Origin of the sequence: Sorangium aterium, assembly GCF_028368935.1 — a bacterium.
Taxonomy (GTDB): Bacteria; Myxococcota_A; Polyangia; order Polyangiales; family Polyangiaceae; genus Sorangium; species Sorangium atrum.
Genome location: NZ_JAQNDK010000003.1, coordinates 876,216 through 896,578, shown reverse-complemented (window position 1 = coordinate 896,578; position 20,363 = coordinate 876,216). Strand labels below are relative to the sequence as shown.

The following is a 20,363-nucleotide window of genomic DNA, read 5'->3' as shown; positions in this document are numbered from 1 at the left end:
GGGCCAGGACGTGCGTCTTCTCGAACCGCGACGAATGCGGCTGCTGTTGGCTGTAGGCACCGTCTCCACGGTCGGCGCGGGCGGCCTCTCCGGGTGCGCTTACGACGAAAGCTGCTACGACCGACGCCTCTGCCTCACACCGCCGACGTCTCTCTGTGACGGCGACCCCACCACGGCGCCGGCGCTCGACGAATGCGGGGTGTTCATCAGCGAGCAGGGCGACGACAGCAGGTCCGGCACGAAGGACGCGCCGGTGAAGACCCTGCAACATGCGATCGGGCTCGCCGCGCACGGGCGAGGCCACGGCGAGGAAGCGACCCGGCGCGTGTATGCGTGCGGCGGGGAGTTCGAGGAGACGATCACGCTGCCGTCGGGGGTCGACCTCTGGGGCGGGCGCCTGTGTGACGGCGGGGATTGGTCGTACGAGGGCTCGTTTGGCGGGCCCGATCACCCGACGATCATCGCTCCGCCGGGTGGGATCCCGCTGCGGGTCCTCGGGGCGGAGGGTATGGCGCTCGCGGGGGACGACACGACGTCGGTGATCGCCGGCGTGCGCGTCGTGGCGGCGGACGCCTCGGCGCCGGATGGCAAGTCGTCGATCGCGGTGATCTTGAGCACGGGGGCCACGGCGATCGTGCAGGACAGCGTGATCGTGGCGAGCGACGGCAAGGACGGGGAGCCGGGAGAGGACGCGGACACCGAGCGGGCGACGGACGGCGTCGTAGGGAGCAACGGCGCGAACGCGTGCACTGTAGACGCTGCGGTGGGCGCCCTTCCGGTGGTGACCGTGTGCGGCGACGGCATCGAGTCGACGGGCGGCTACGGCGGTGACGGCGGACTCGACGTGGGCGGCGATGGCGCACCGGGACAGCCGGCGCTCGCGGAGGATCCCGATCGCGACAGCCATGCGGGGCTAGGCGCGGATCAAACGCGCTGCGAGGACGGGGGCGATGGCGCAGACGGCGCCGACGGTGGTCGTGCGGATGGCGCCTTGGGTCCAGGCTTCCTCAGCGACGATGGATGGATCGGTGTCCGTGGTAAGGACGGGACGAAGGGCGGCGTCGGCTATGGCGGCGGCGGTGGTGGCGGCAGCAAGTCGCGCGGGGACATGTTTGCGTGTCCGACAAGCCGCCCCCAAAACGGTGCGGCCGGCGGCTCGGGGGGAAGCGGGGGCTGCGGCGGCAAGGGAGGCTATGCCGGCGGCTATGGCGGCGCGAGCATCGGTATCGTCGCGCTGGAGGGCACGGACCTGACTGTCGGGAACACCGACGTGTTCGCTGGCAAAGGCGGCCACGGCGGCGTCGGCGGAACGGGCCAACCGGGCGGTGCCGGGCAGTCCGGCGCCCACGGGGGCTTGGGTTATGGTCCTAATGGTATGTGGCGTGCATGCAATGGCGGCTCGGGAGGTAACGGCGGTCGCGGAGGTGATGCCGGCGGCGGGCTCGGGGGCGCGTCGGTTGGCATCGCCTACGTGGTGCCCAACTTCGCCATTCGACCCGGGACCTCCATTGTTCCCGGAGCCCCCGGTCTCGGTGGCCTCGCGGGGAACGCGGGTCCGGAGGACGAGGTGGGCAAAGGGGAAAACGGCCCACAAGGTCCTCTGGTTGCCTTTCCCGCGGCAAGCGAGCCGATCCATTGAATGGTGCCGCATGACACGCGGCCATCGAGGGATGCCCATGAATTTGAATTCCGCGCTCCTCCTCGTCGTTGCTCTGCCGCTCGCCTCGGCCGGCTGTGGGACCGCACCGGGGGTGGACGACCCGAACGGTGCGCCGCCGTGCGACGGACCCTCGACGTGTGGAGGCGATCCGGTCCCCGAGTCCGTCTGCCTGGAGCAGCTTGCGAAGCGTCAGCTGGTCGACGGCTGCGGCGTGTTCGTCAACCATCCGTTCTTCGGCGGCGACGACACGAACCCCGGCACGAAGGACAGGCCGGTTCGTTCCCTCCAGCGCGGCATCGAGCTCGCGCGCACCGGGCGCGGTCGCGTGTTCGCCGCGAACGATGGCTTCGAGGAGTCCATCACGCTCCCCTCCGGGGTGGATATCTATGGAGGCTTCAATGTCGTCGATTGGGAACGCCTGGAGAAGACTCCACTCCCGGAGCAGGGCATGAGCAAGCTCCTTCCCCTCTCGGCCGGGCAGATCGCGCTCATCGTCGACCCGGCCCGCGCCGGCGACACGGGGGCAGCGGACGGGGTCTCGGTCATCGATCACATGTTCGTCCGCAGCCAAATGCATGTCGGGATGATCGTTCGGTCGGGCACCGCGGTGGAGATCGTCGGAAGCTGGATCGAATCCGACTACGGATTGGGGGGCCACGACGGGGACAAGTGGCCGGGCCGGGCAGCGGAAGGACCGGATGGGCAGTATGGGGGAGACGCGTGCTCCGCAGCGACGGTCCCAGGTGGGGCTCGGGCGGTGAACTCCTGCGAGGGAGGGATCCCGAGCGCCGGTGGCAAGGGGGGCGACGGGCTCGCCGACGGCGCCGGAGATGGGGACGACGGCGAGCCCGTACCCGAGCCGAACCCACAACACCAGGGGAATGGAGGATCTGGCAACCGGGCAGACGGTGGCTGCAACAGCGGCGCCACCGGAAAAAGCGGCATGTGGGGCGCCGCCGGCGCAGCGGGAAAGGGCCGCGGGCGGATCGATGAGACCGGATGGCACGGCGACGGGGCCGGCGACGGCGCTCGGGGGATGCCGGGCCAAGGCGGCGGCGGCGGCGGCGGGCGTCGCGGTGGGCTCGCGGTGTGCGGCGTGGCCACCAAGGGCGGCGCCGGCGGCGGCTCCGGAGGCGCGGGCGGTTGCGGGGGGCGGGGCGGTCGAGGGGGCGGGAACGCCCAGCCGAGCATCGCGATCGTGGCGCTCCACGCGAAGGTGACGGTGCGCGATAGCTTCATCATCAGCGAGGACGGGGGCCAAGGCGGCGACGGCGGAGAGCCGGAGGAAGGCGGCAAAGCCGGCCGAGGCGCTCCAGGTGGCGCCTTGGGGGACGGCATGTGGTCCTGCCATGGTGGCAGCGGCGGCCCCGGAGGCGACGGCGGCTACGGCGGCCCCGGGCGCGGCGGCGACTCGATCGGCATTGCCTACCTCGACGAGGACCAGCTCACGCTCGAGGGGGTCACCTGGGACATCGGGCTGCCGGGCCCGGGCGGCACGAGCTGGGATTGGTCTGGCGACGTGCTCACGGGGGAGGACGGCATCGCCGTCGAGACGCAGCGTTTCCCTGAATAGGATCGTCCAACTCGACCCCGCGGCTGCTCCCCCGCTTGGCGCCGCCCCAAGGGAGCGGGCCCCCTCCGGGGTGCGGGCGGCCTACCGCGTCAGCGACGGCGCCTGAAGCCGAGGACGAGCGCGGCGCCCATGCCGACGAGCACGAGCAGGGCCACGGCGACCCACACCCAATCCCGGGGATCCGAGCTGAAGGAGACAGCCACCACGCCGCACCCGGGAGAACACGCTCTTTTCATCAGGCACCCATCCCTTTCATCAACCACCGCCGCCGGTCCGCCGGAAGGTGCGGACCACGCCGCGATATTCCTTGACGCCGCGGCCCCGCTATCTGATCCGGCGCCATGGGCGACGCTGGCGTCATCGCGCGCCCGCGGGCGTCGACCTCGACGCGCGCCGCCGCTCCGCAAACCGTGGCGCCGAATCCGGCCATGGGACGGCGGACGCCACGGACTGGCTACGGATCCACCCAAGTCCAGACACCTGAGAAGAGGCACACGTAGATCGTCGCCTTGCCCATCAACGACCAATACATGTCGACATCTGGCACCAGCTCGTTCCCGATCTCCGGCGGGATCGTCTGGTAATCGGGGTACGTGGCCTCGATCTCCCGGGCGACCTCGCGCGCCACCGGCTCCTCCTCGGGGATGCCGGGGAGGTGGATCCCGTAGTATGGGCCGAGCAGGGACACGTGGAAGCTGAGCGCCGCTTCTTTGGTGAGCCAGATGCGGGCCGAGTATGCCGGGTCGATCCCCCCCGAAAACAGGTTGAGCGACTCGTTCTGAAGGCCGTATCGATCCCCCAGTCGGCGGATCATCGCTTTCCACGTCGGGTACTCCGCTCGCCCGCTGTTTGCGGCCTCCACCAGGCGGCCGTACTCCTCCGTGTCCTCCCAAACGGGGTCGCCCGGAGGCACATAGTTGCGCTGGATTTGTTGCACACCCCGCGGGTAGAATCGGTAGATAATGTCGAGCAGCTCGGAGCGAGTTGTCTTCATGGATTCGTCACCGAGGCACCGAGCCCCATATACTTGAACTTGAATGCAGCGTCCGCCGCGCCGGCAAACTGTTTGCAAAAGATCCCCGGCGGCAGCTTGGGGTCCATGGCGCTTGCGACCTCCTCTGTAATCTCTTCGCTGAGGTTGGCTGCGCGCAGCGGATCGATTTTTCCCATAGCCTCAGTCCGGAGCGGCATTTTGATGGTGACAGCGCAGGACCACTCCCTGGTGCCGGCTGAACTTACATGCTTAAAATTCAGGTTTGTCTTGGCCTGTTGGTACCCTCCGGCTTTATCCGTTCCGTCATCCGGGACAATGGTAACAAACGTAAAGAGCGACGAGTCGAAATCTACCCAGACGAAGTGGGCCATCCCAGGCTTCGGACACTTCGAGCTGCATGCACCGCTACAGCTCAAGAAGGTCGCTCCGGCTCCCGCTACATCGCCGGCTCCGGGGCACGCGTCTGGCGGGCTCTCCGGGCGGTATGTCGTTGGGGTCTCCGAGCTGTCGCTCGGTCTCTCCTCTTCGTCTTCGAGCTCCCACTCGTTGCACGCGATCTTGCGCTCGCCGCCGCCTTGGGGGTCGGCCGCGAAGTCACCGGATGCGGAGGAGGTGAAGACGGGGCGTGGCTCGGAGCCCGGACCGGCACCTGCACCCGAAGTTCTTTCCCCCACAGGATAGCAGTCGCCGAACGTCATGTTGCACGCCGCCAGCGCCCAAACCGCGATGACCAAGATCAATAATAGAACTTTTCTCGCGTTCATTTCTCACTCCATCGAAGCACAGGACCAGCAACAACGACGACGGACACATAGCCCGGGAGCACCAGACTGCCCCGACCGACCCAATCCACGTTGACGCTCACCGACACCCCCAGCGGCCCGGCGACGTACGCGTTGGTCTGCGCGTGGCCGCCTACGGCCAAGCCACCGACCTGGCCGCACAAGGTGACGCCGCACGCCGGCATGAGGTAGAACGCGACAGACGGCCCCGCGCTGACGTTGCCGTCCTTCCACGCGTACCCGATGTCAACCGAGGTCTGGTTGTAGATCCCGAGCCCGTCCTCCTGGATCGGGGGTAGGATCGTGCACAGGTCGTGCACCGTGAACAGGATGTCTCGCTGGATGGGCCAAGATATGCCCGCGTGCGGCCCCACCGCGAGGCGCGGAACGGTACCGGCCTGGAGCCACCCGAGGCTCACACCAGCGCTCAGCTCGGAGGCCTCTCCGTGCGTCGGTACGACGACGAGCAGCGGGATGACCAGGATCGCCCATGGGATCCTCCGCATTCTTGTGCCCATCGTCCCCTTCCCGTCTTCCGCAACTCGTGAGCAACGTGCCGACGCGGGGCATTCTTCTGATCAGAGGATCGGCGTCAAACGGAATCTAGGCGAGCACACTACACCGGCCAGGGGTCGTACCGTCCAGAGCGTGCGCCAGCGAGCAGCTATCCGTGCGGCGCCAGCGCGGGTCGACGTGCTGGCGCCAGCTGCCTGGCCGCGCCGCCGCGGGTGCGCGCGACCGGCCACGCGCCCCGCGCTGCACGATGTCGGCTGCAAGCCCGACCCAGCGCGGCACCGTGCCCAGGCAGCGGTGACCGCGCGCCGTGATGGCCACGCGCGTGGCACCACGCCACGTCGCCACCGCGCCACGTCGCCCGCGCGGCCACGCTTCCCGCGAGCGCGGCGCTTGGCGGTGGCCTGCGCGGTCAGCGACGACGACGCGCTAGCGCTCACGCGCCTGGAGCCGCACGACGTTGCTCGCGCGTCTGAGCCGCCCGCGAGCGCCACACGCCGCGGCGCCATCGGCGGGGAGCCACGAGACCGGCTACGGATGGCCCAATGGGGCTCGGCAGGCACCGCAGCCCGGACGGTCCCGCAGCCCTCGCCGCTGCTCGAGGGCGTCGCCGCTGTTGCCCCGGCCGGCGAGCCTCTCGGCGTCGTCGAACTGCCGAGCCGGCCTACGCCGATCACCTCGCGCAGGCGATGCAGATCGCCCAGGAGCGCCATCGCCTCGATCACACCGCGCGCGGTACTCCGGCGAGCGGAGCGGGGGAACAAACGGTTCAAGAGCTCGATCATGCCGCTGCGCATCCGCACGTCTTCGCTCGATGGCGCCCGCGCGACAAGGGCAGGCCGCGCCGGTGCCTCACGGTTCTGCCGTGCCGCGACCACGCATGGCTTAGACGCCCACGCTCGCAACGAGCGACGGCCGGGCCCGACGCGCTTGAGCACACGGACGTCGACGGCCCCGAACTCGTCGGCATCCACCTCAACCCCCGCGCGCGGAGCGGTCGCGGACCTCGACCCTGCGGCCTGTCTGCTCGAGCGCCGTGTAGCGCGCCGTCGGCGGCCCCGCGCACCTGCGACCGCCCCGGAGTGTTGACGCTCAGGCTGGCTGATGGTCCGCCGAGCAGGCCGCTTGATGGCCATCGCAGGCGCGCTCCGTCGAGGTCAATCGTCGGCGGATGTTGTGTCTCATCTGCGATGGGTTTTACTGCCCCGCTTCGTCATGTCCGCCGAACGACGATCGGCGATGAGCCGCGTGGTGGGCTGGCGAGCGGAGCGAGCCGGCCCACCACGTCGGATCCAGCACTGAGTTGGGCGGCATCTGGTGCTCAGGTCGCCGTGATCGAGAAATCACACCGACCGTTTCCACCGACGGGTTGGAGCGCAGAGTTGAGCGACCAGATTCCCCAGGCGTTGTACCACCAGTGAATGGACAGATCCACATAGACCTCATTAACCTGTGCTTTGCCGCCTCCGTCAATGGCCTCCCTAACGTCGCCGGGACTGTAGTGGCGTCTGCGGAGCTCGGTTGCGGACACCTGCTCCTTCGCCGTGTCTCCCCGGATATTGAGCTGCCATTTCGCGTCAGCAGGAGCGTACCCCTTCCATTCGATATGAACCGGGAGGTCGCCCTTATCACCAACGAAGTAGGAGACGTCATGCCCCTCCGGAAGGTGGAACGGGGGTGGAACGCTGACGACCTTCGGTACGATGACGGTGCCCGCCGGCGGAACGCGCTGCTGCAACGTCTGCCGCCCCGTGCGTTCTTCGGCGAACCGAATGACATAGTCATATCCCGTACCACTCAAATGCGCGGCGCGATAGCGCGTAGCCTCAAACGGCTGATCTTCGTAATAGGCATACAGCACGTCGGAGCTCATGCTTCCGATTCCGAGGGGCTGTTCGCGAGCCGTGAGGGTGACCAAAACGGCGTAGATTTGGCATACGGCATTCGCAATCACACCCGCGATTTCGATCGCGGCCCCTGCCGCTTCGGCGTATGCGTTGCCGGTGGAAGCGAGAATTTCGCCGATGTCAGAACACATTTCTTCTACCATCTCACCGGCCATCTTGACGTTCTCCGCCGCCCTCGTGGCATCTGCCATATCATCCTCCCAGAGAGCATAGGAGCACGTCCACAGTCCGACACCATCAGAGTTGATCCGCGCATCTGCCAGGACGTCATTTGGCACAAATTGGCTCCCCGACAACATTAAATTGGCATCTTGGATTCTCTTGATCACCGGAGCCAATCTGCCAAGATCCTTCGAATCTCCAGATTTTGCATAAGCGGCCACCTTGATGGGATCTACTGCAACACCCCCAACCAAGAGGTACGCCTCGTCGCCGTCGGATTCCGTTGGAGTATTGCACCGCAGCATGTTCATCCGGAGCGTCGCCCGCTGAGGGGCATAATAGGTCGTGTACTTGTCGGCGGATGCTTTGTCGAACGTCCGGGCAGGCGTGGACTTGCTGGTCTTGAAGGGGTTCTCGGCCTTGAGCCGGATTGGATCCAGGTGGCTGTACGGCCCAAACGGCGAGAGCGCATCGGCGATGGCGCCAAAGATTGAGGGCGTCCGATTGAAGATGCTGCGCGGGACGCCGACGATGCTACGCGCAGCGTTGGCAGACCGAGTGGTCAGCCCACCCGTGCCGTTCGCGCGCACGAGCCTCTGGAGTTCCGCCCGAACTTGTGCTTGATAAGGCTGCGCCATATGTTGCAGCGGTGAACATACCCTCTGAATGAAGTTCTCTGCAGGACGCCACGCCGGATCCTGAGCACGGGCAGGCGGCATGGCGCTATTGAGCGCGCTGTTCGTCAGAAACTCTCCCGCAGCGAGGCATGCGCGCACCCATTGCTGCTTTGCTGCGCGTTGGGCGATGAGTTGGGGCAGCCGATTCCCCGGTGGGATGCGGCCCAGTTCTCGGTCATATCGTCCGACATCGATCAGGAGGTCCCTAGGAATGCCGAGTTCAGGAGGCAACAGGTTGACGGTCATGCGGATCTCCTTTCAGGTTTGTTCGCTGGAGGAATGAGACGGATTCTTCTGGGATTGCCTGTCGGGCTCGAGCGTCATGATTCTCCACGGTCCAGCCACGCTGGACGTGCACGCGCCCCCGAGCGAAACGAGTGCAGCGTGGAGGGCGGCCGCCGCGAGGCTGCGCGTCGTAACGACGGTCGCTGGAGGCAGTGCTGAATGCGAGGGAAGGTGTTTCATCGTGAGGGCAACAGCAGCACGGGTCGTGCCGGCCACGCTCGGCGCATCCATTGCGGCGCACCGAGGCCGGAGCATCGCGGTGTCGCGACGCCATGTCGCGGTCCCGCGACGCCTTGGGGCTCGTGAGATCAGGCGCTCGGAATCCGAAGCCTGTGCAGGCACTCGGTGATGGAGAGCACGCCTACTCGAAGGTGCTGGAAGCGCTTCGGGACGAACCTCGCGAGCCTCTGCAACCAGAGGCGCCGCTCGCCGCCGATGGCTGTGGGGTCCTCGATCAAGGCTGCGACCTCGAGCGCGAGCCGGGGCACGCCTCGCGCAGCGAGGCGATCTGCGAGCTGAGCGTCATCGTGGTCCGGTGCTCGCACCCCCATCGCCACTTCGAGCGCCCGCAGCGTTGCGGTACCGAGCAGCTCGTTGTGAGGAGCGCCGGCTTCGCGCGCGATCGCCGAAAGCCGCACGAAGGTGTCGACATCGCCGAGTCGATACGCGAGCGTCGCTTCCGAGACCGCGAGCACGAGGACCAGATCCGGTGCGTCGAGGTGACGAGCCGCGTCGACGAGCTCGACGTCAGGCGAAAGAGGCACGCCGGATCGGTCGGCCGCCGTGCGCCAGATCCACTCGGCCCTTCCCTCGAGGAATGGGAGGCGGCTCGCGGCGGCCTCCTCTCGCCCGCGCGCAGCAAGCCGCATCGCGCGGCGGAACGAGAACGCTTCCATCCAGGCAGAGGCGGCGTTGAGTCGCGCCTCGATGCGAGCGGATGTCCAGGTGGCGTGCTGGGCTGCGATCTCGTGGCGCTGCGCGGCGGCTCGGTACCGCTCCTCGACGTAGAGGAGGCGGCCTTCCCACGCGGCGATCTGCCCTCGCCACGAAGCGTGGCGCGACCGTCCGCGCGCGCGGCGGGCGGACGCGACCTCCCGGCGCATCGCCTCGACCGACACCTTCCGAGCCGCAAACACCCGGACGTGCCATCGGAGCTGCTCGAGCTCCCGGTCGGCGAACGGCGCGACGGAGCAAGCTCGCTCGAGGCCGTCGCCGGTCCAGTGCACCGTCGCGTCGTACGCGCGCGTGAGGGCCTCGATGGCAGCGAGCTCGTCGTTCTGCCCCGTCAGACGCGAGATGTCGTACAGGAATCGAGCGGTCAGTGACCGGTCCCGCGCCGCTACGACGACCTGCGTCCAGAGGTGTGCCGCGCCGAGGACGGTCTCTCGATCGGCCGGAGGAGCAGCGGCATACCGGATGACGTCGCGCAGGATCGCCTCCGCGTTGTGGAGGCGACCGCGAGCAGCGAGAGCGCGGGCCGCGAGGAGGTCCCGCCGCGGGCGGACGGTGTTGCGAGGTGCCGGCGCGTCCAGGGTATCGAGCGCGGCGCGGTCGATCCGGATGCGCCCGTTCTCGACGGTCGCGAGCCGCGCATGAATCCAGCGCATCAGCTCGTTCCGCGCCGCGTCCCCGCCCGAGGGCGCGCGCCGCCCGAGGAGCGCGACGGCATCCTGCGGCAGGTGGAGGAGCCGCGCAGGACCGTGAAACGACGCCGGCCTAGTAACATCGGTCGTCGGGCAAAGCACGCCTCGCGGGAACGCGGCAGGCGATGTGCCGCGACGCGCCGCTCCGATCCTCGCGAGGACGTCGTCGGCGGAGGCGGGACGATCCTGGGGGGCCGGCTCGAGCAGGGCCACGAGCACCTCCGCAACAGCGCGCGGCGCTCCGCGCGCGACGAGCGCCTGAGCGCACGCTGCAAGCGAGGGGGACGGATATTCCCCCACGAGGGCCAGGTACGCCATGACGCCCACCGCGAATAGATCGGCGCGAGGGGTGGCCGGCGCCGACCAGCGCTCGGGCGCTACGTACGGGCGGGTACCCCGAACGCGAGCACCGCTCGTCCGCCCGATCTCACCGGCGCCGCCTAGGGAGGCGATGCCAAAGTCGACGACGACCGGCTGGCCATACGGATTGACCAGCACGTTCTCGGGCTTGAGGTCGCAGTGAACGACGCCGACGGCATGCACGCGCGCGAGCGTCTCGAGGAGCGAGACGAGCGGGGGCTCGAGCGCACCCCAGCCTTGGCCGCCATGAGCTCCTGGAAATAGCGACCCTTGGATCCTCTCCATGACGAGCCACGCGTCCTCGGCGCCAACGCCGTCGTCGAGGAGACGCACGACGCCGGGAACGATCTCCGGGCGCTGAAGCCGTCGGAGGATGGCGATCTGGAGCTGCACCCGCGCCGGTCGCAGCAAGCGATCGAACGGGATCCACTTCAGCGCCACCTCGCGTTCCGTCAGGCGGTCGATGGCCGCGAACACCGTCCCCTCGCCGCCCGCACCAAGGGCGCCCCCTACCTCGTAGCGCCGGGCAACGACCGCCGGAGGACGAGCCCCCGTTGAGGGGCCATCCTTGTCTTCGGTGCGCGGGTCGTGCAAGAGCGAGGGCATGATGCCGCGGACCTGGGTGGAGGAGGAGCGAGCGTGAAGACGAAGGAGCTGAGGGGGCCGGAGCCGTACCGGATCCGCGGCTACCGCGTTCGGGTCGTCCGCGGCGACGCGACTGTGAGAGAATTCAGCCCTGGAAACATCGCCCAGGTCAAGATCGGCAGCGCCGAGGGCAACTCGCTCGTGCTGCCCGACCCGACGGTGAGCCGTTTCCACCTGCGGTTGCACGCTTCGGCGGAGGGCGTTCACGTCGAGGACCTGGGCACGACCAACGGGTCATTCGTCGGCGGCGCCCGCTTCCGGGAGATCGAGGTCCAGCGCACGACCGAGATAGAGGTGGGACAATCAACGCTCCGCGTCGAGCTCGAAGCCGATCGCGAAATCGAGAGCAGCGGCCGCGAGAGCTTCGGTGGGTTGACGGGACGTTCGGGTGCCATGCAGCACGTGATGCGAGAGCTGGCCTTCGCGGCGAGGTCGAAGGAGCTCTCGGTGCTGTTGCGGGGAGAAACTGGCACGGGAAAGGAGGTCGCGGCACGCGCCGTCCACGAGGCGGGTCCGCGGGCGAAGGGACCGTTCGTCGTGGTGGATTGCGCGGGGCTCTCGCCGACCCTCATCGAGGGCCAGCTCTTCGGCCATGTGAAGGGCGCTTTCACGGACGCGAAGGCATCCACCCCCGGGCCATTCGAGCTGGCCGACGGGGGGACGGTATTCCTCGACGAGATCGGCGAGCTGCCGCTACCGCAGCAGGCCAAGCTCCTGCGCGTGCTTCAGGAGCGGGAGGTGACGCGCGTCGGTGCGACGAAGCCGGTCAAGGTCAACGTCAAGGTGCTCTCGGCCACGCGGCGCGACCTGCTCGAGGAGGTGAACGCCGGACGGTTCCGCGAAGACCTCTACTACCGCATCGCGGGTGAAGAGATCGTGCTGCCGCCGCTGCGGGATCGCTTGGATGACCTGCCCCTGCTTGCCCGAGCGATCGTGGACGAGATCCTCGCACGCGAGGGCGAGCTGGCGACGCGCGGCATCCCGGACGAGGTCGTCAACGGCCTGCGGCAGCGAAGCTTTCCCGGCAACGTCCGCGAACTCCACCACACGATCCACCGGTACCTCGTCCGGGGTGAGCTCGCGCCGCCGCGTTCCCTTGGGCAGCTCGCCTCGAACGCCGCCCGCCTCGAGGACCTCCTCGAGATGAGGCACGCCGACGCGCTCCGCGAGCTCGAGTTCAGGCTCGCGCGGCACGCCCTCGAGCGCGAAGCGGGCAACTACACGCGCGCCGCGAAGCGTCTCGGTATTGATCGCAGCACGCTCTATCGCCTCCTTCAGAGGAGCGCCCCCGACCGGGACCAGGCCGCGCGAGGCGCCCGGTCAGGAGCCTGACCACTACGGATGCGTGGCAACCATGCGCCCGGAGTAATACACGACGCGATATTCTCCGTTCGGCGCCAATGCCACGGCTTCTTTGACCGTGAACGCGCCCTTCCCAGCGGCAGGATCCTCGTGCACGAGATCCAGGACGCGATTTTGCCCCTGAACCGTGGGGACGCCCGAGAAGAGCACAACCACGAGATCAGGATGCCGGACCATGATGAACCCGACCGTTTGGCCGCTTGTGCGGTCTACCATGTGGTAGCGGCCGGGGTCGATCTCTCCGATATGAAGCTCGTCGAAAAGTCCTCTGGCGATCATGGAAATCTCCTCGGATGTTGGGGGCCCGCTGGAACCCCGTGCCGGTCCAGCGAGCAACAAGACGGTGTCGGTCGAACGAGTGCGAGACCAGGCTTAAGCAATTTGGAGACCAAGGCGCGAAGCCAGCGGGCACTCCGATGCTCGCGGAGGAGCCGGCTGCGCGACGTCGCGTCGCACCCGCTCGTCATCTAGCCGAGAGCACGCTGAGCACGCGCCGATCAACCGCCCGGTATGGACGGTCGGCGCGCCAGTGACGGATGCGCCGAGAAAAGGAAAAACAAAACGATTCGAGGATGTCAAGGCGAACCGCTGCGCTCACATCAGGTGACAGAGGGCTCCTTACGCGATCCGCCCCCCTACTGGAAAAGTGACGCGGAATCGAGCAACTCCTCGACGAGATCGGCGAACTGCCGCTACCGCAGCAGGCCAAGCTCCTGCGCGTGCTTCAGGAGCGGGAGGTGACTCTATCGCCTCCTTCAGAGGAGCGCGCCCGACAGGGACCAGGCCGCGCGAGGCGCCCGGTCAGGAGCCTGACCACTACGGATGCGTGGCGACCATGCGCCCGGAGTAATGCACGACGCGGTAATCTCCGTTCGGCGCCAAACTCAGGGCATCTGCGACGGTGAACACGTGTCCACCGATACTCTCGTACACGAGATCTAGGACGCGATCTTGCCCCTGAACCGTAGGGAGGCTCGAGAAGAGCACAACCACGAGATCAGGATGCCGGACCATGATGACCCCGACCGTTTGGCCGCTTGTGCGGTCTACCATGTGGTAGCGGCCGGGGTCGATCTCTCCAATATGAAGCTCGTCGAAAAGTCCCCTGGCGATCATGGAAATCTCCTCGGATGTTGGGGGCCCGCTGGAACCCCGTGCCGGCCCAGCGAGCAACAAGACGGTGTCGGTCGAACCAGTGCGAGACCAGGCTTAAGCAAATCGGAGACCAGGGCGCGAAGCCAGCGGGCACGCCGATGCTCGCGGAGGAGCCGGCTGCGCGACGTCGCGTCACATCGGCTCGTCATCGAGCCGAGAGCACGCCGAGCACGCGCCGATCAACTGCCCGGTATGGACGGTCGACGCGCCAGCGACGGATGCGCCGAGAGAAGGAAAAGCAAAACGATTCGAGAATGTCAAGGGCGAACCGATGCGCTCACATCAGGTGACAGAGGGCTCCTTACGCGATCCGCCTCCCTGCTGGAAAAATGACGCGATATCAACAGCTTGCATCGACGGGGCCGCCTTCACTCCACAGCCTGCGGGCTGGAACCATGGGTGACGGACGGCGCCTCTGGTTGCGGAGCCTCGTGAAATCCTTCCCGGAGCGCTTTCAGCACCTTCGAGTGGGCGTGCTCTCCATCGCCGCGTGCGTGCTCAGGCTCCGGCTCCTGCCAGCCTGACCCCGCGAACTCCCAGGCGTCGCGCGGCCGCGACATGGCGTCGCGATACCGCGACGTCCCCGCCTCGCGTGACGCGATGGACGCGCCGAGCGTGGCCGGCACGGCCCGTGCTGCTGTCGCCCTCCGAATGAAATACCATCCCTCGCCCTCAGAACCGTCTCTAGCGATCGTCGTTATGATCCGCAGCCCCAAGGCGGCCGCCCTCTGCGCCGCGCTCGTCGAGGCGAGCCGCGCTCCTCGAGGGCGGTGCGCTCGACTTCGGCGCTCCGCCGCCCCGGTGTTGCGACGGCGCGAGGAACGCGGTGGAGATCGCTTCTTGCGACGGGCCTGTGCCGATCGAGGGCTACACGTTCCGCAACGTGTCGTATGGATTGATTGGAGGATGGATGATGGACACAACAGAGCTGAAACGGGTACGGCACCAGTCACAGGAAAGCGGGAGCTCAACCCGCTCCGACCAGATCGTCCGTTCTCCGACGCCCGCCCTGCGACGGTCGTGAGCGTGGTCGCGGCGCATACGGCCATTCTATAGCGGATGTAGCCCTCTGCTGGGAAGGCACACATGCGCTCTAGACAGGCCTGGTCGGGAGGCTTCGCTTGACCAATCGACTGATAATTGGAATGTCATAGACTGGCCTTCGCGCCGCTCCTCGAGTCGAGCTTATCGTGTTGCTGTAGACCGCCCGTCGACCCAAACAGACGTCAATCCGGGAGTGAACCATGTCTAAGTTAATGTCAGCAATTTTATTGACAGCAGTCGGCGCCACATTTATCGGCTGCGACCCCCAAGGTCAACCGGATGTTCGCAGCGTTCGGACCCCAGGACAGTATGCAGGTCGCCGAACGCATAGGGATATTCCACCCCAACCTCCTGGGTACGTTTCGCTCGTCAACGCGGTATCGAACCTCTGCTTGGGCGTCCGAGAAGTCGACAACCATGGGCCGGGCGCAGGCGTGGAGGTGTACACCTGCAACCCCGGCGGCGCCGATCGTGGCTGCGACAACCAGTGGCGCATGGAGTCCACCACCGATGGCTTCGTTCACATAAAAAATCGCGTCTCCAACCTGTGTCTCGGCGTCCGCGGGGTGGATCAGCACGGTCCAGGAGCGGAGGTGGAAGTCTATCACTGCGCGCCGGGGGGCTCTGATGGGGGTCGAGACAATCAGTGGCGCGTCAAAAGCGATCTCGATGGCTCGAGCCGGCTCGAGAATCGAATCTCCGGCCTGTGCCTCGGTGTTCGAGGCGTGGACCAACACGGGCCTGGTGCGGGCGTCGAAGTTTATCCCTGCAACCCGGGTGGGGCTGACAACGGCCGCGACAACCGCTGGAGGGTCGAGCCGGTCGGTTCATCAAGTGCGTGTGAGCAGGCAACAGGGGGGGTAGAATCTCCGGTCACTACATTTCCTCTCGTGGCTGGCACGGCGACCTGGAAACATCCCGCAATCGGCGTGTACACGTTTCCAACCAGCCCTACCACGAACTCCCGCTGCACGGCGACGCTCGTGGCATCCCGGCTTGCCATCACCGCGGCTCATTGCGTAATTCCCAACTCGTTCGGCACAATCCAGTTCTTCTCCACAACTGGCACCTCTATCGCCAACAGACGCGTAATCGGATCCAGGAGGTTCAGACACGATGGAACGCCCGGCCACGACGACGTCGGGTTCTTGATGATTGATGATGCTATCTGCAGAGATGGGATCGCCCCTGAGAAAATTGCTGACAGCCGCCCGAAGCCGGGTGCCGACATCACGGTGTATGGCTATGGTTGTACCAGCAGAGCTGCGACTTGTCCCGGGGGCAGCGGATCAGGAGGCGGGTCGAAGACGTTCATCAACGGCAGGTTGGGCAAAACGGTTGCGCTGTGCCCTGGCGACAGCGGTGGGCCTGTCTTTCATGGCAGCGAGATCATTGCGGTCAACTCGGGTTACGAGTGCAATTCTGGCAACGATATCTTTGGTTACTCCGCCGCAGAGTTGCCGCCGTCGCCGGAGCATCACTATGAGATTGATATGGCGTACCGTTCTCTCGCGCAGCAGTACTCTTGCCTCGGCACATGCCCAGACGGCCAGATCGTATGCCCACTCGACGGAGGGAACCGCTGTCTTTCTCCTTCAGGGTGCAGCAAGCTGCAAGACCTGGAAGAGCAACAGAGGCGAGAGCGAGATCGGTAGGAGATGCAATCCAAATTTGCACTGCTGCCGACGGGCGGCCAGCGTCCCCCCTCCGCGGCAGACCGCAACGTTCGGCGGGCGGAGGTTGTTGGTGAGGGGCGCAGAATGCCGTCGTGTCGAACCACTGCGCGGCCTCGATGAATGCGTCAGGTAGCTGCGCTGTGTCAAGTGACGGTAACCTTTGACCCATTATGACAGTAAACTGACCCCTCGCCTGCGCTCCTGGATCACCTGGCCGACGCGGCGTTCCCGCCGAGCAGACCCGCCTTCTTTTTCTGTTTCAGCCTATAACTGTCTCCCGAGATCATCAGGGCGTGGCTGTGGTGGAGCAGAGGGTCGAGGATCGCGGCGGCGAGGACTTCATCCCCGAAGACCGCGCCCCACCGCGTCACCACCTGGTTTGTCGTGATCAAGGTGCTGCTCTTCTCGTACCTCCTGGTCACGAGTTGGAAAAGAGATGGGCGCTCTGCCTGTCGAAGGGCAGGTAGCCCAGCTCATCGACGCCCAGCAACTTCGGCTTCGTGTAGAATAGGAGCTTCTCCGCGAGCTGACCCCTCGGTTTCCGCCTTCGATAGCGTCGCCAGGAGCGCGGTCGCGCTCGTGAATAGCACCGAGTGCCCGCCTCGACGGCGGCCCGCCCCAGTGCGATGGCCAGATGTGTCTTGCCCACCCCGGGAGGGCCTAAGACCAGCACGTTCTCGGCCTCGGCGACGAAACGCCCGGTGGCGAGCTCGCGGACGAGCTTCTGATCGATCGAGGGCTGGAACTTGAAGTCGAAGTCCTCGAGGGTCTTGATCACCGGAAAATGCGCGATCTGGATCCCCATCGCCTCCCGCTTGCGCTGCTTGGACCCGAGCTCCTCGCAGAGCATCTTGTCCAGGAAATCCAGGTAGGTCGGCTCGGTCCTGGCCGCCTCGGAGAGCAGGGCGTCGAGCCGCTCGGCGATGGAGCGCATCCTAAGCCGACTCAGGCTCTGGACAACGCGCGCATGCACGATCTCGCGGCTCACGAGACCACCTCCGGATGACGGCCGCGTAGTCCGACAGGCTGCGCCCCATGGCCTCCAAGGCGCTCAGGGGCGCCTCCGCACCGAGCTGGTCGACGTTCACCTCCACGTCTGCGACAGCCCCGAGCGTGCCGAAGTGGACGACCGCGGCCTCGAGTTCGCGCGCAGGGATCTCGACGCCGGCTAGGCATCGAGCGGCACCCCGACCAACGCCCGCGGCGCGGCGAGGGACCGCGCCGATCGGCTCCGGTGCCATGTGCTCGACGGCGGCGGCGCGGAGCTCCTCCTCGTTGAGCTGCTGGATGGTGAACGACCACAGCCCCGAGCGCGTACCCCAGGCACAGCGATCCCAAGCCACGCCCTTGACGACCCGCGACCGCCAGGACCGTACGGGCGCGCCCCGATGGCGCGCGCGCATCTTCCCAGCCGCCGTCCACTAGCCGCCGTCCCTGCCGGGCACAGCTGCCAATCCATTGTAATTAATAAGCATTGTTTCTGCGTATTCGAATTGTTTCCCCCTTGCAGAAGACCTCGCCGAAGATGCTCGCTGCGCGGAGGAGCCGCCGCGCCCCTTCGTCGAGCTCTCCGAGCCGCGACTCGACCATGGCCACCACCGTCTCCGGCATGTCGGAGCCCTTGCCCTCGGCCGTCCAGCGGATCAGCTCTTCCAGGTAAAAGGCATTTCCCTCCGACAAGCGCACGATGCGTGCAATGGTCTCGGCGGCCGCCCGCTCGCCCAGGACGTGCCGCGCGAGGCGCTCGCCGGCCCGTCGGCTCAGCTCCACGAGCCGTATCTCGTGCAGCCGGCGGCCTTCCCAGAGCTTCGGAAAGACGTCGCGCACCTCGGGGCGCGCCGCGGCCAGGACGAAGAGCGGCCGCTCCTCCAGCGTGCGCAACGCCACGTCGAGGAGCTGCACCGTCGGCCGATCTCCCCAGTGCAGATCCTCCAGCAGGACGAGCACCGGCGCCTTCGCGCAGGCCGCGCCGAGGAAGTCGAGGAACGCCTCACGCACCTGGTCCGCCATGAGCGGCGCGTCACGCCGCGCGGACCGCAGCGCGAGGCTGTCTTCGTCCGGGAACGGCGCGCCCACGATCTCGCCCAGGAACTCCGCAACACGCCGCTGCTCGCACGGGGCGATCCACGCCGCCACCTGCGCCAGCAGCTTCTCCCGCCGGATCTCCGGCGGCTCGCCCTCGTGGATGCCACACGCGCTCCGCAGCGCCTGGCCGAGCATCTCGAGGGGAGCGCCTGTGCGCAGCGTATCGCCGCGCGCGATCCAGATCGACACCGGCTCGTCCCGCGCCCTGAGCTCCTGCAGAAGCTCGTTGGCCAGCCGCGACTTGCCCATGCCCGGCGGCGCCACGACCAGCGCCGCCTGCGGGGTCGCCTCTTCCACGGTCTCGGCGAGCAGCGCCCGCAGCATGCCGAGCTCGCGCTCGCGCCCCACGCACGGCGTGGCCTTGCCCAGGAGCAGGCGTGTGCCCTCGGCGACCGCACGCTCTCCCTGCAACACGAAGACCCCATCGCCCTCGCGCACATCGAAGCGCGCGTCGAGCAGCCCCGCGACCACCTCGTCGAGCAGCACCGCGCCCGCCGCCGGCGCAGCGTCGCGCGCCATGGTGCCAGAGAGCCGCGCCACCCGGTCGATGGCGGGCCCCAGCGACCGAGCCGAGCGGTCGCTGCGTCCGATGGCGAGGGCGACGCTCCGCCCGCCGGCCTGCGCGCTCAGCGAGAGCGCGCAGCGCGCCGCCCGCGCGGCGAGATCCGTCGCCAGGCTCCTGCCCGCGATCATCACGACCACCGACCCGTCGATCAGATGCTCGCTCGCGCCGCCATGCACCTCGGCCTCGCGCAGGATGATCACGTCGTCTGGGGTCAACGTCAGGGTGGAGCTTCCATCGAATCGCCGAGCCTCGACGCCTGGCGGCGCGCTCACGAGGATCACCGCCACCGCGCGCTGCTCGCTGCTCGTCAACGACGGTGCTCCGCTGGAGCGTGAAGGCAGCCTGACAGGCGGCTCCCCGAGCGCCCGAAGCGCCTCCGCTGTTGCCCTGCCGTCGAGCGGTCGCTCCTCTCTCCCCTTGGACAGCATCCTTCGCAGCAACGCGTCGAGCGCCTCGGGCACCTCCGGCCGCGCGCTCCGCACGCTCGGGGTCTCCTCGAAGAGCACCTTCGTCAGGATTGCCGCCAGGTGCTGGCCGCCGAACGCAGGCTCGCCCGTCAGACATTCGAAGAGCACACATCCGAGCGAGAAGACGTCCGCGCGCGTATCGATGCTCGCCTCGCCCCGCGCCTGCTCGGGCGCCATGTACCCGGGCGTTCCGAGCAGCGTCCCTGCGCACGTCATCGTCGCCGCGTGCTCGATCCGCGCGATACCGAAGTCGAGCACCTTCGCCTCCTCCAGCCGCTTCCCCGGCAAGAACAGGTTGCTCGGCTTCAGATCGCGGTGGATCACCCCCTGCGCGTGCGCATACGCGAGCACGTCCGCGACCCTCAGGGCGAGGGCGACGCTCTCGTCGATGCCGAGCGGGCCGCGCCCGAGCCGAGCCGAGAGATCCTCGCCATCGAGCCACTCCATGACGAGGTAAGGAGCCCCCTCGGCACTGGCGCCGTGCGCCAGGTACCGCACGATGCACGGATGCGAGAGTCCCGCGAGGATCTGCGCCTCTCGCGCGAACCGGGCCGCGTCCTCGAGGGCGCCGCCAAGCAATACCTTGACCGCCACCGGCTCGCCCGTCTCCTGGTCGAGCGCCTTCCACACCTCCCCCATTCCGCCCGCGCCGACACGGCGCTCCAGGCGGTAGCGCTCCGTGAAGACCGTCGCTGGTTGCACGGGGCGAGTATCGTCGCGCGGGACCGGGGTGTAAAGGCCGGGTCGGCCGGCGGGAGGGCGTCTCGCCCTTCAACGCCTCGTGGACCTCCTCGGCGCGGTATCCCTC

The 20,363-nt window shown here is 67.4% G+C and carries 13 protein-coding genes and 2 pseudogenes; 5 read left to right on the top strand and 10 right to left on the bottom strand.

Features of this window, described 5'->3' with window-relative positions; all coding sequences use genetic code 11:
• Nucleotides 1–34 precede the first annotated feature (34 nt).
• Together POL72_RS27590 and POL72_RS27585 are read left to right on the top strand one after the other, a co-directional pair.
• Nucleotides 35–1,639: a hypothetical protein gene (locus POL72_RS27590; RefSeq protein WP_272098692.1), complete on the top strand. Its 1,605-nt coding sequence runs from the start codon at nucleotides 35–37 to the stop codon at nucleotides 1,637–1,639.
• A gap of 37 nt (nucleotides 1,640–1,676) precedes the next feature.
• A complete protein-coding gene (locus POL72_RS27585) occupies nucleotides 1,677–3,233 on the top strand; it encodes a hypothetical protein (protein ID WP_272098691.1) in 1,557 nt (518 codons plus the stop codon).
• 89 nt (nucleotides 3,234–3,322) lie between these two features.
• Here the strand turns inward: POL72_RS27585 and POL72_RS27580 are convergent, their stop codons facing one another.
• From POL72_RS27580 to POL72_RS27555, 6 genes are all read right to left on the bottom strand, one after another.
• Nucleotides 3,323–3,469, bottom strand: a complete 147-nt coding sequence (locus tag POL72_RS27580) for a hypothetical protein (RefSeq protein ID WP_272098690.1) — start codon at nucleotides 3,467–3,469, stop codon at nucleotides 3,323–3,325.
• Between the two features lie 218 nt (nucleotides 3,470–3,687).
• Complete coding sequence (locus tag POL72_RS27575) at nucleotides 3,688–4,047, bottom strand: hypothetical protein (RefSeq protein ID WP_272098688.1); 360 nt, start codon at nucleotides 4,045–4,047, stop codon at nucleotides 3,688–3,690.
• Between the two features lie 176 nt (nucleotides 4,048–4,223).
• A complete protein-coding gene (locus POL72_RS27570; RefSeq protein WP_272098686.1) occupies nucleotides 4,224–4,991 on the bottom strand; it encodes a hypothetical protein in 768 nt (255 codons plus the stop codon).
• Nucleotides 4,988–5,515: a hypothetical protein gene (locus tag POL72_RS27565; protein WP_272098684.1), complete on the bottom strand. Its 528-nt coding sequence runs from the start codon at nucleotides 5,513–5,515 to the stop codon at nucleotides 4,988–4,990. The genes POL72_RS27570 and POL72_RS27565 overlap by 4 nt, the downstream gene beginning before the upstream one ends.
• 1,328 nt (nucleotides 5,516–6,843) lie before the next feature.
• Entirely contained in the window at nucleotides 6,844–8,514 is a 1,671-nt protein-coding gene (locus POL72_RS27560) for a hypothetical protein (protein WP_272098682.1), read from the bottom strand.
• A 347-nt stretch (nucleotides 8,515–8,861) separates the two neighbouring features.
• Nucleotides 8,862–11,162 (bottom strand): serine/threonine-protein kinase, encoded by a 2,301-nt coding sequence (locus tag POL72_RS27555; RefSeq protein ID WP_272098681.1) that lies wholly within the window; start codon nucleotides 11,160–11,162, stop codon nucleotides 8,862–8,864.
• Nucleotides 11,163–11,195: 33 nt separating this feature from the next.
• Between POL72_RS27555 and POL72_RS27550 the strand changes: the two genes are divergently transcribed.
• The gene (locus tag POL72_RS27550) at nucleotides 11,196–12,533 is read left to right on the top strand and encodes a sigma 54-interacting transcriptional regulator (protein WP_272098679.1); all 1,338 of its coding nucleotides are present in this window, start codon (nucleotides 11,196–11,198) and stop codon (nucleotides 12,531–12,533) included.
• 3 nt (nucleotides 12,534–12,536) lie between these two features.
• Here POL72_RS27550 and POL72_RS27545 read toward each other — a convergent pair whose 3' ends face one another.
• Complete coding sequence (locus POL72_RS27545; protein ID WP_272098677.1) at nucleotides 12,537–12,842, bottom strand: hypothetical protein; 306 nt, start codon at nucleotides 12,840–12,842, stop codon at nucleotides 12,537–12,539.
• A 389-nt stretch (nucleotides 12,843–13,231) separates the two neighbouring features.
• On the opposite strand from POL72_RS27545, the pseudogene POL72_RS27540 reads away from it, so the two are divergent.
• A pseudogene (locus POL72_RS27540) lies at nucleotides 13,232–13,303 on the top strand (sigma 54-interacting transcriptional regulator); the annotation flags it as partial.
• A 76-nt stretch (nucleotides 13,304–13,379) separates the two neighbouring features.
• Here POL72_RS27540 and POL72_RS27535 read toward each other — a convergent pair.
• Nucleotides 13,380–13,679, bottom strand: a complete 300-nt coding sequence (locus POL72_RS27535; protein WP_272098675.1) for a hypothetical protein — start codon at nucleotides 13,677–13,679, stop codon at nucleotides 13,380–13,382.
• Between the two features lie 1,283 nt (nucleotides 13,680–14,962).
• On the opposite strand from POL72_RS27535, the gene POL72_RS51860 reads away from it, so the two are divergent.
• Nucleotides 14,963–16,417 (top strand): ricin-type beta-trefoil lectin domain protein, encoded by a 1,455-nt coding sequence (locus tag POL72_RS51860; protein WP_373372247.1) that lies wholly within the window; start codon nucleotides 14,963–14,965, stop codon nucleotides 16,415–16,417.
• A 227-nt stretch (nucleotides 16,418–16,644) separates the two neighbouring features.
• Here POL72_RS51860 and istB read toward each other — a convergent pair.
• Nucleotides 16,645–17,372 (bottom strand): annotated as a pseudogene (gene istB / locus POL72_RS27530) (IS21-like element helper ATPase IstB).
• Nucleotides 17,373–17,902: 530 nt separating this feature from the next.
• Nucleotides 17,903–20,257 carry a serine/threonine-protein kinase gene (locus tag POL72_RS27525; protein ID WP_272098673.1) on the bottom strand — a complete coding sequence of 785 codons (2,355 nt, stop codon included), beginning with the start codon at nucleotides 20,255–20,257 and terminating at the stop codon, nucleotides 17,903–17,905.
• Nucleotides 20,258–20,363 lie beyond the last annotated feature (106 nt).

Bases quoted from the DNA above. Each gene is read 5' to 3' on its own strand.
- POL72_RS27590 (WP_272098692.1), top strand. From the start codon at position 35: ATGCGGCTGCTGTTGGCTGTAGGCACCGTCTCCACGGTCGGCGCGGGC.
- POL72_RS27585 (WP_272098691.1), top strand. From the start codon at position 1,677: ATGAATTTGAATTCCGCGCTCCTCCTCGTCGTTGCTCTGCCGCTCGCC.
- POL72_RS27580 (WP_272098690.1), bottom strand. From the start codon at position 3,469: ATGAAAAGAGCGTGTTCTCCCGGGTGCGGCGTGGTGGCTGTCTCCTTC.
- POL72_RS27575 (WP_272098688.1), bottom strand. From the start codon at position 4,047: ATGATCCGCCGACTGGGGGATCGATACGGCCTTCAGAACGAGTCGCTC.
- POL72_RS27570 (WP_272098686.1), bottom strand. From the start codon at position 4,991: ATGAACGCGAGAAAAGTTCTATTATTGATCTTGGTCATCGCGGTTTGG.
- POL72_RS27565 (WP_272098684.1), bottom strand. From the start codon at position 5,515: ATGCGGAGGATCCCATGGGCGATCCTGGTCATCCCGCTGCTCGTCGTC.
- POL72_RS27560 (WP_272098682.1), bottom strand. From the start codon at position 8,514: ATGACCGTCAACCTGTTGCCTCCTGAACTCGGCATTCCTAGGGACCTC.
- POL72_RS27555 (WP_272098681.1), bottom strand. From the start codon at position 11,162: ATGCCCTCGCTCTTGCACGACCCGCGCACCGAAGACAAGGATGGCCCC.
- POL72_RS27545 (WP_272098677.1), bottom strand. From the start codon at position 12,842: ATGATCGCCAGAGGACTTTTCGACGAGCTTCATATCGGAGAGATCGAC.
- POL72_RS27535 (WP_272098675.1), bottom strand. From the start codon at position 13,679: ATGATCGCCAGGGGACTTTTCGACGAGCTTCATATTGGAGAGATCGAC.
- POL72_RS51860 (WP_373372247.1), top strand. From the start codon at position 14,963: ATGTCTAAGTTAATGTCAGCAATTTTATTGACAGCAGTCGGCGCCACA.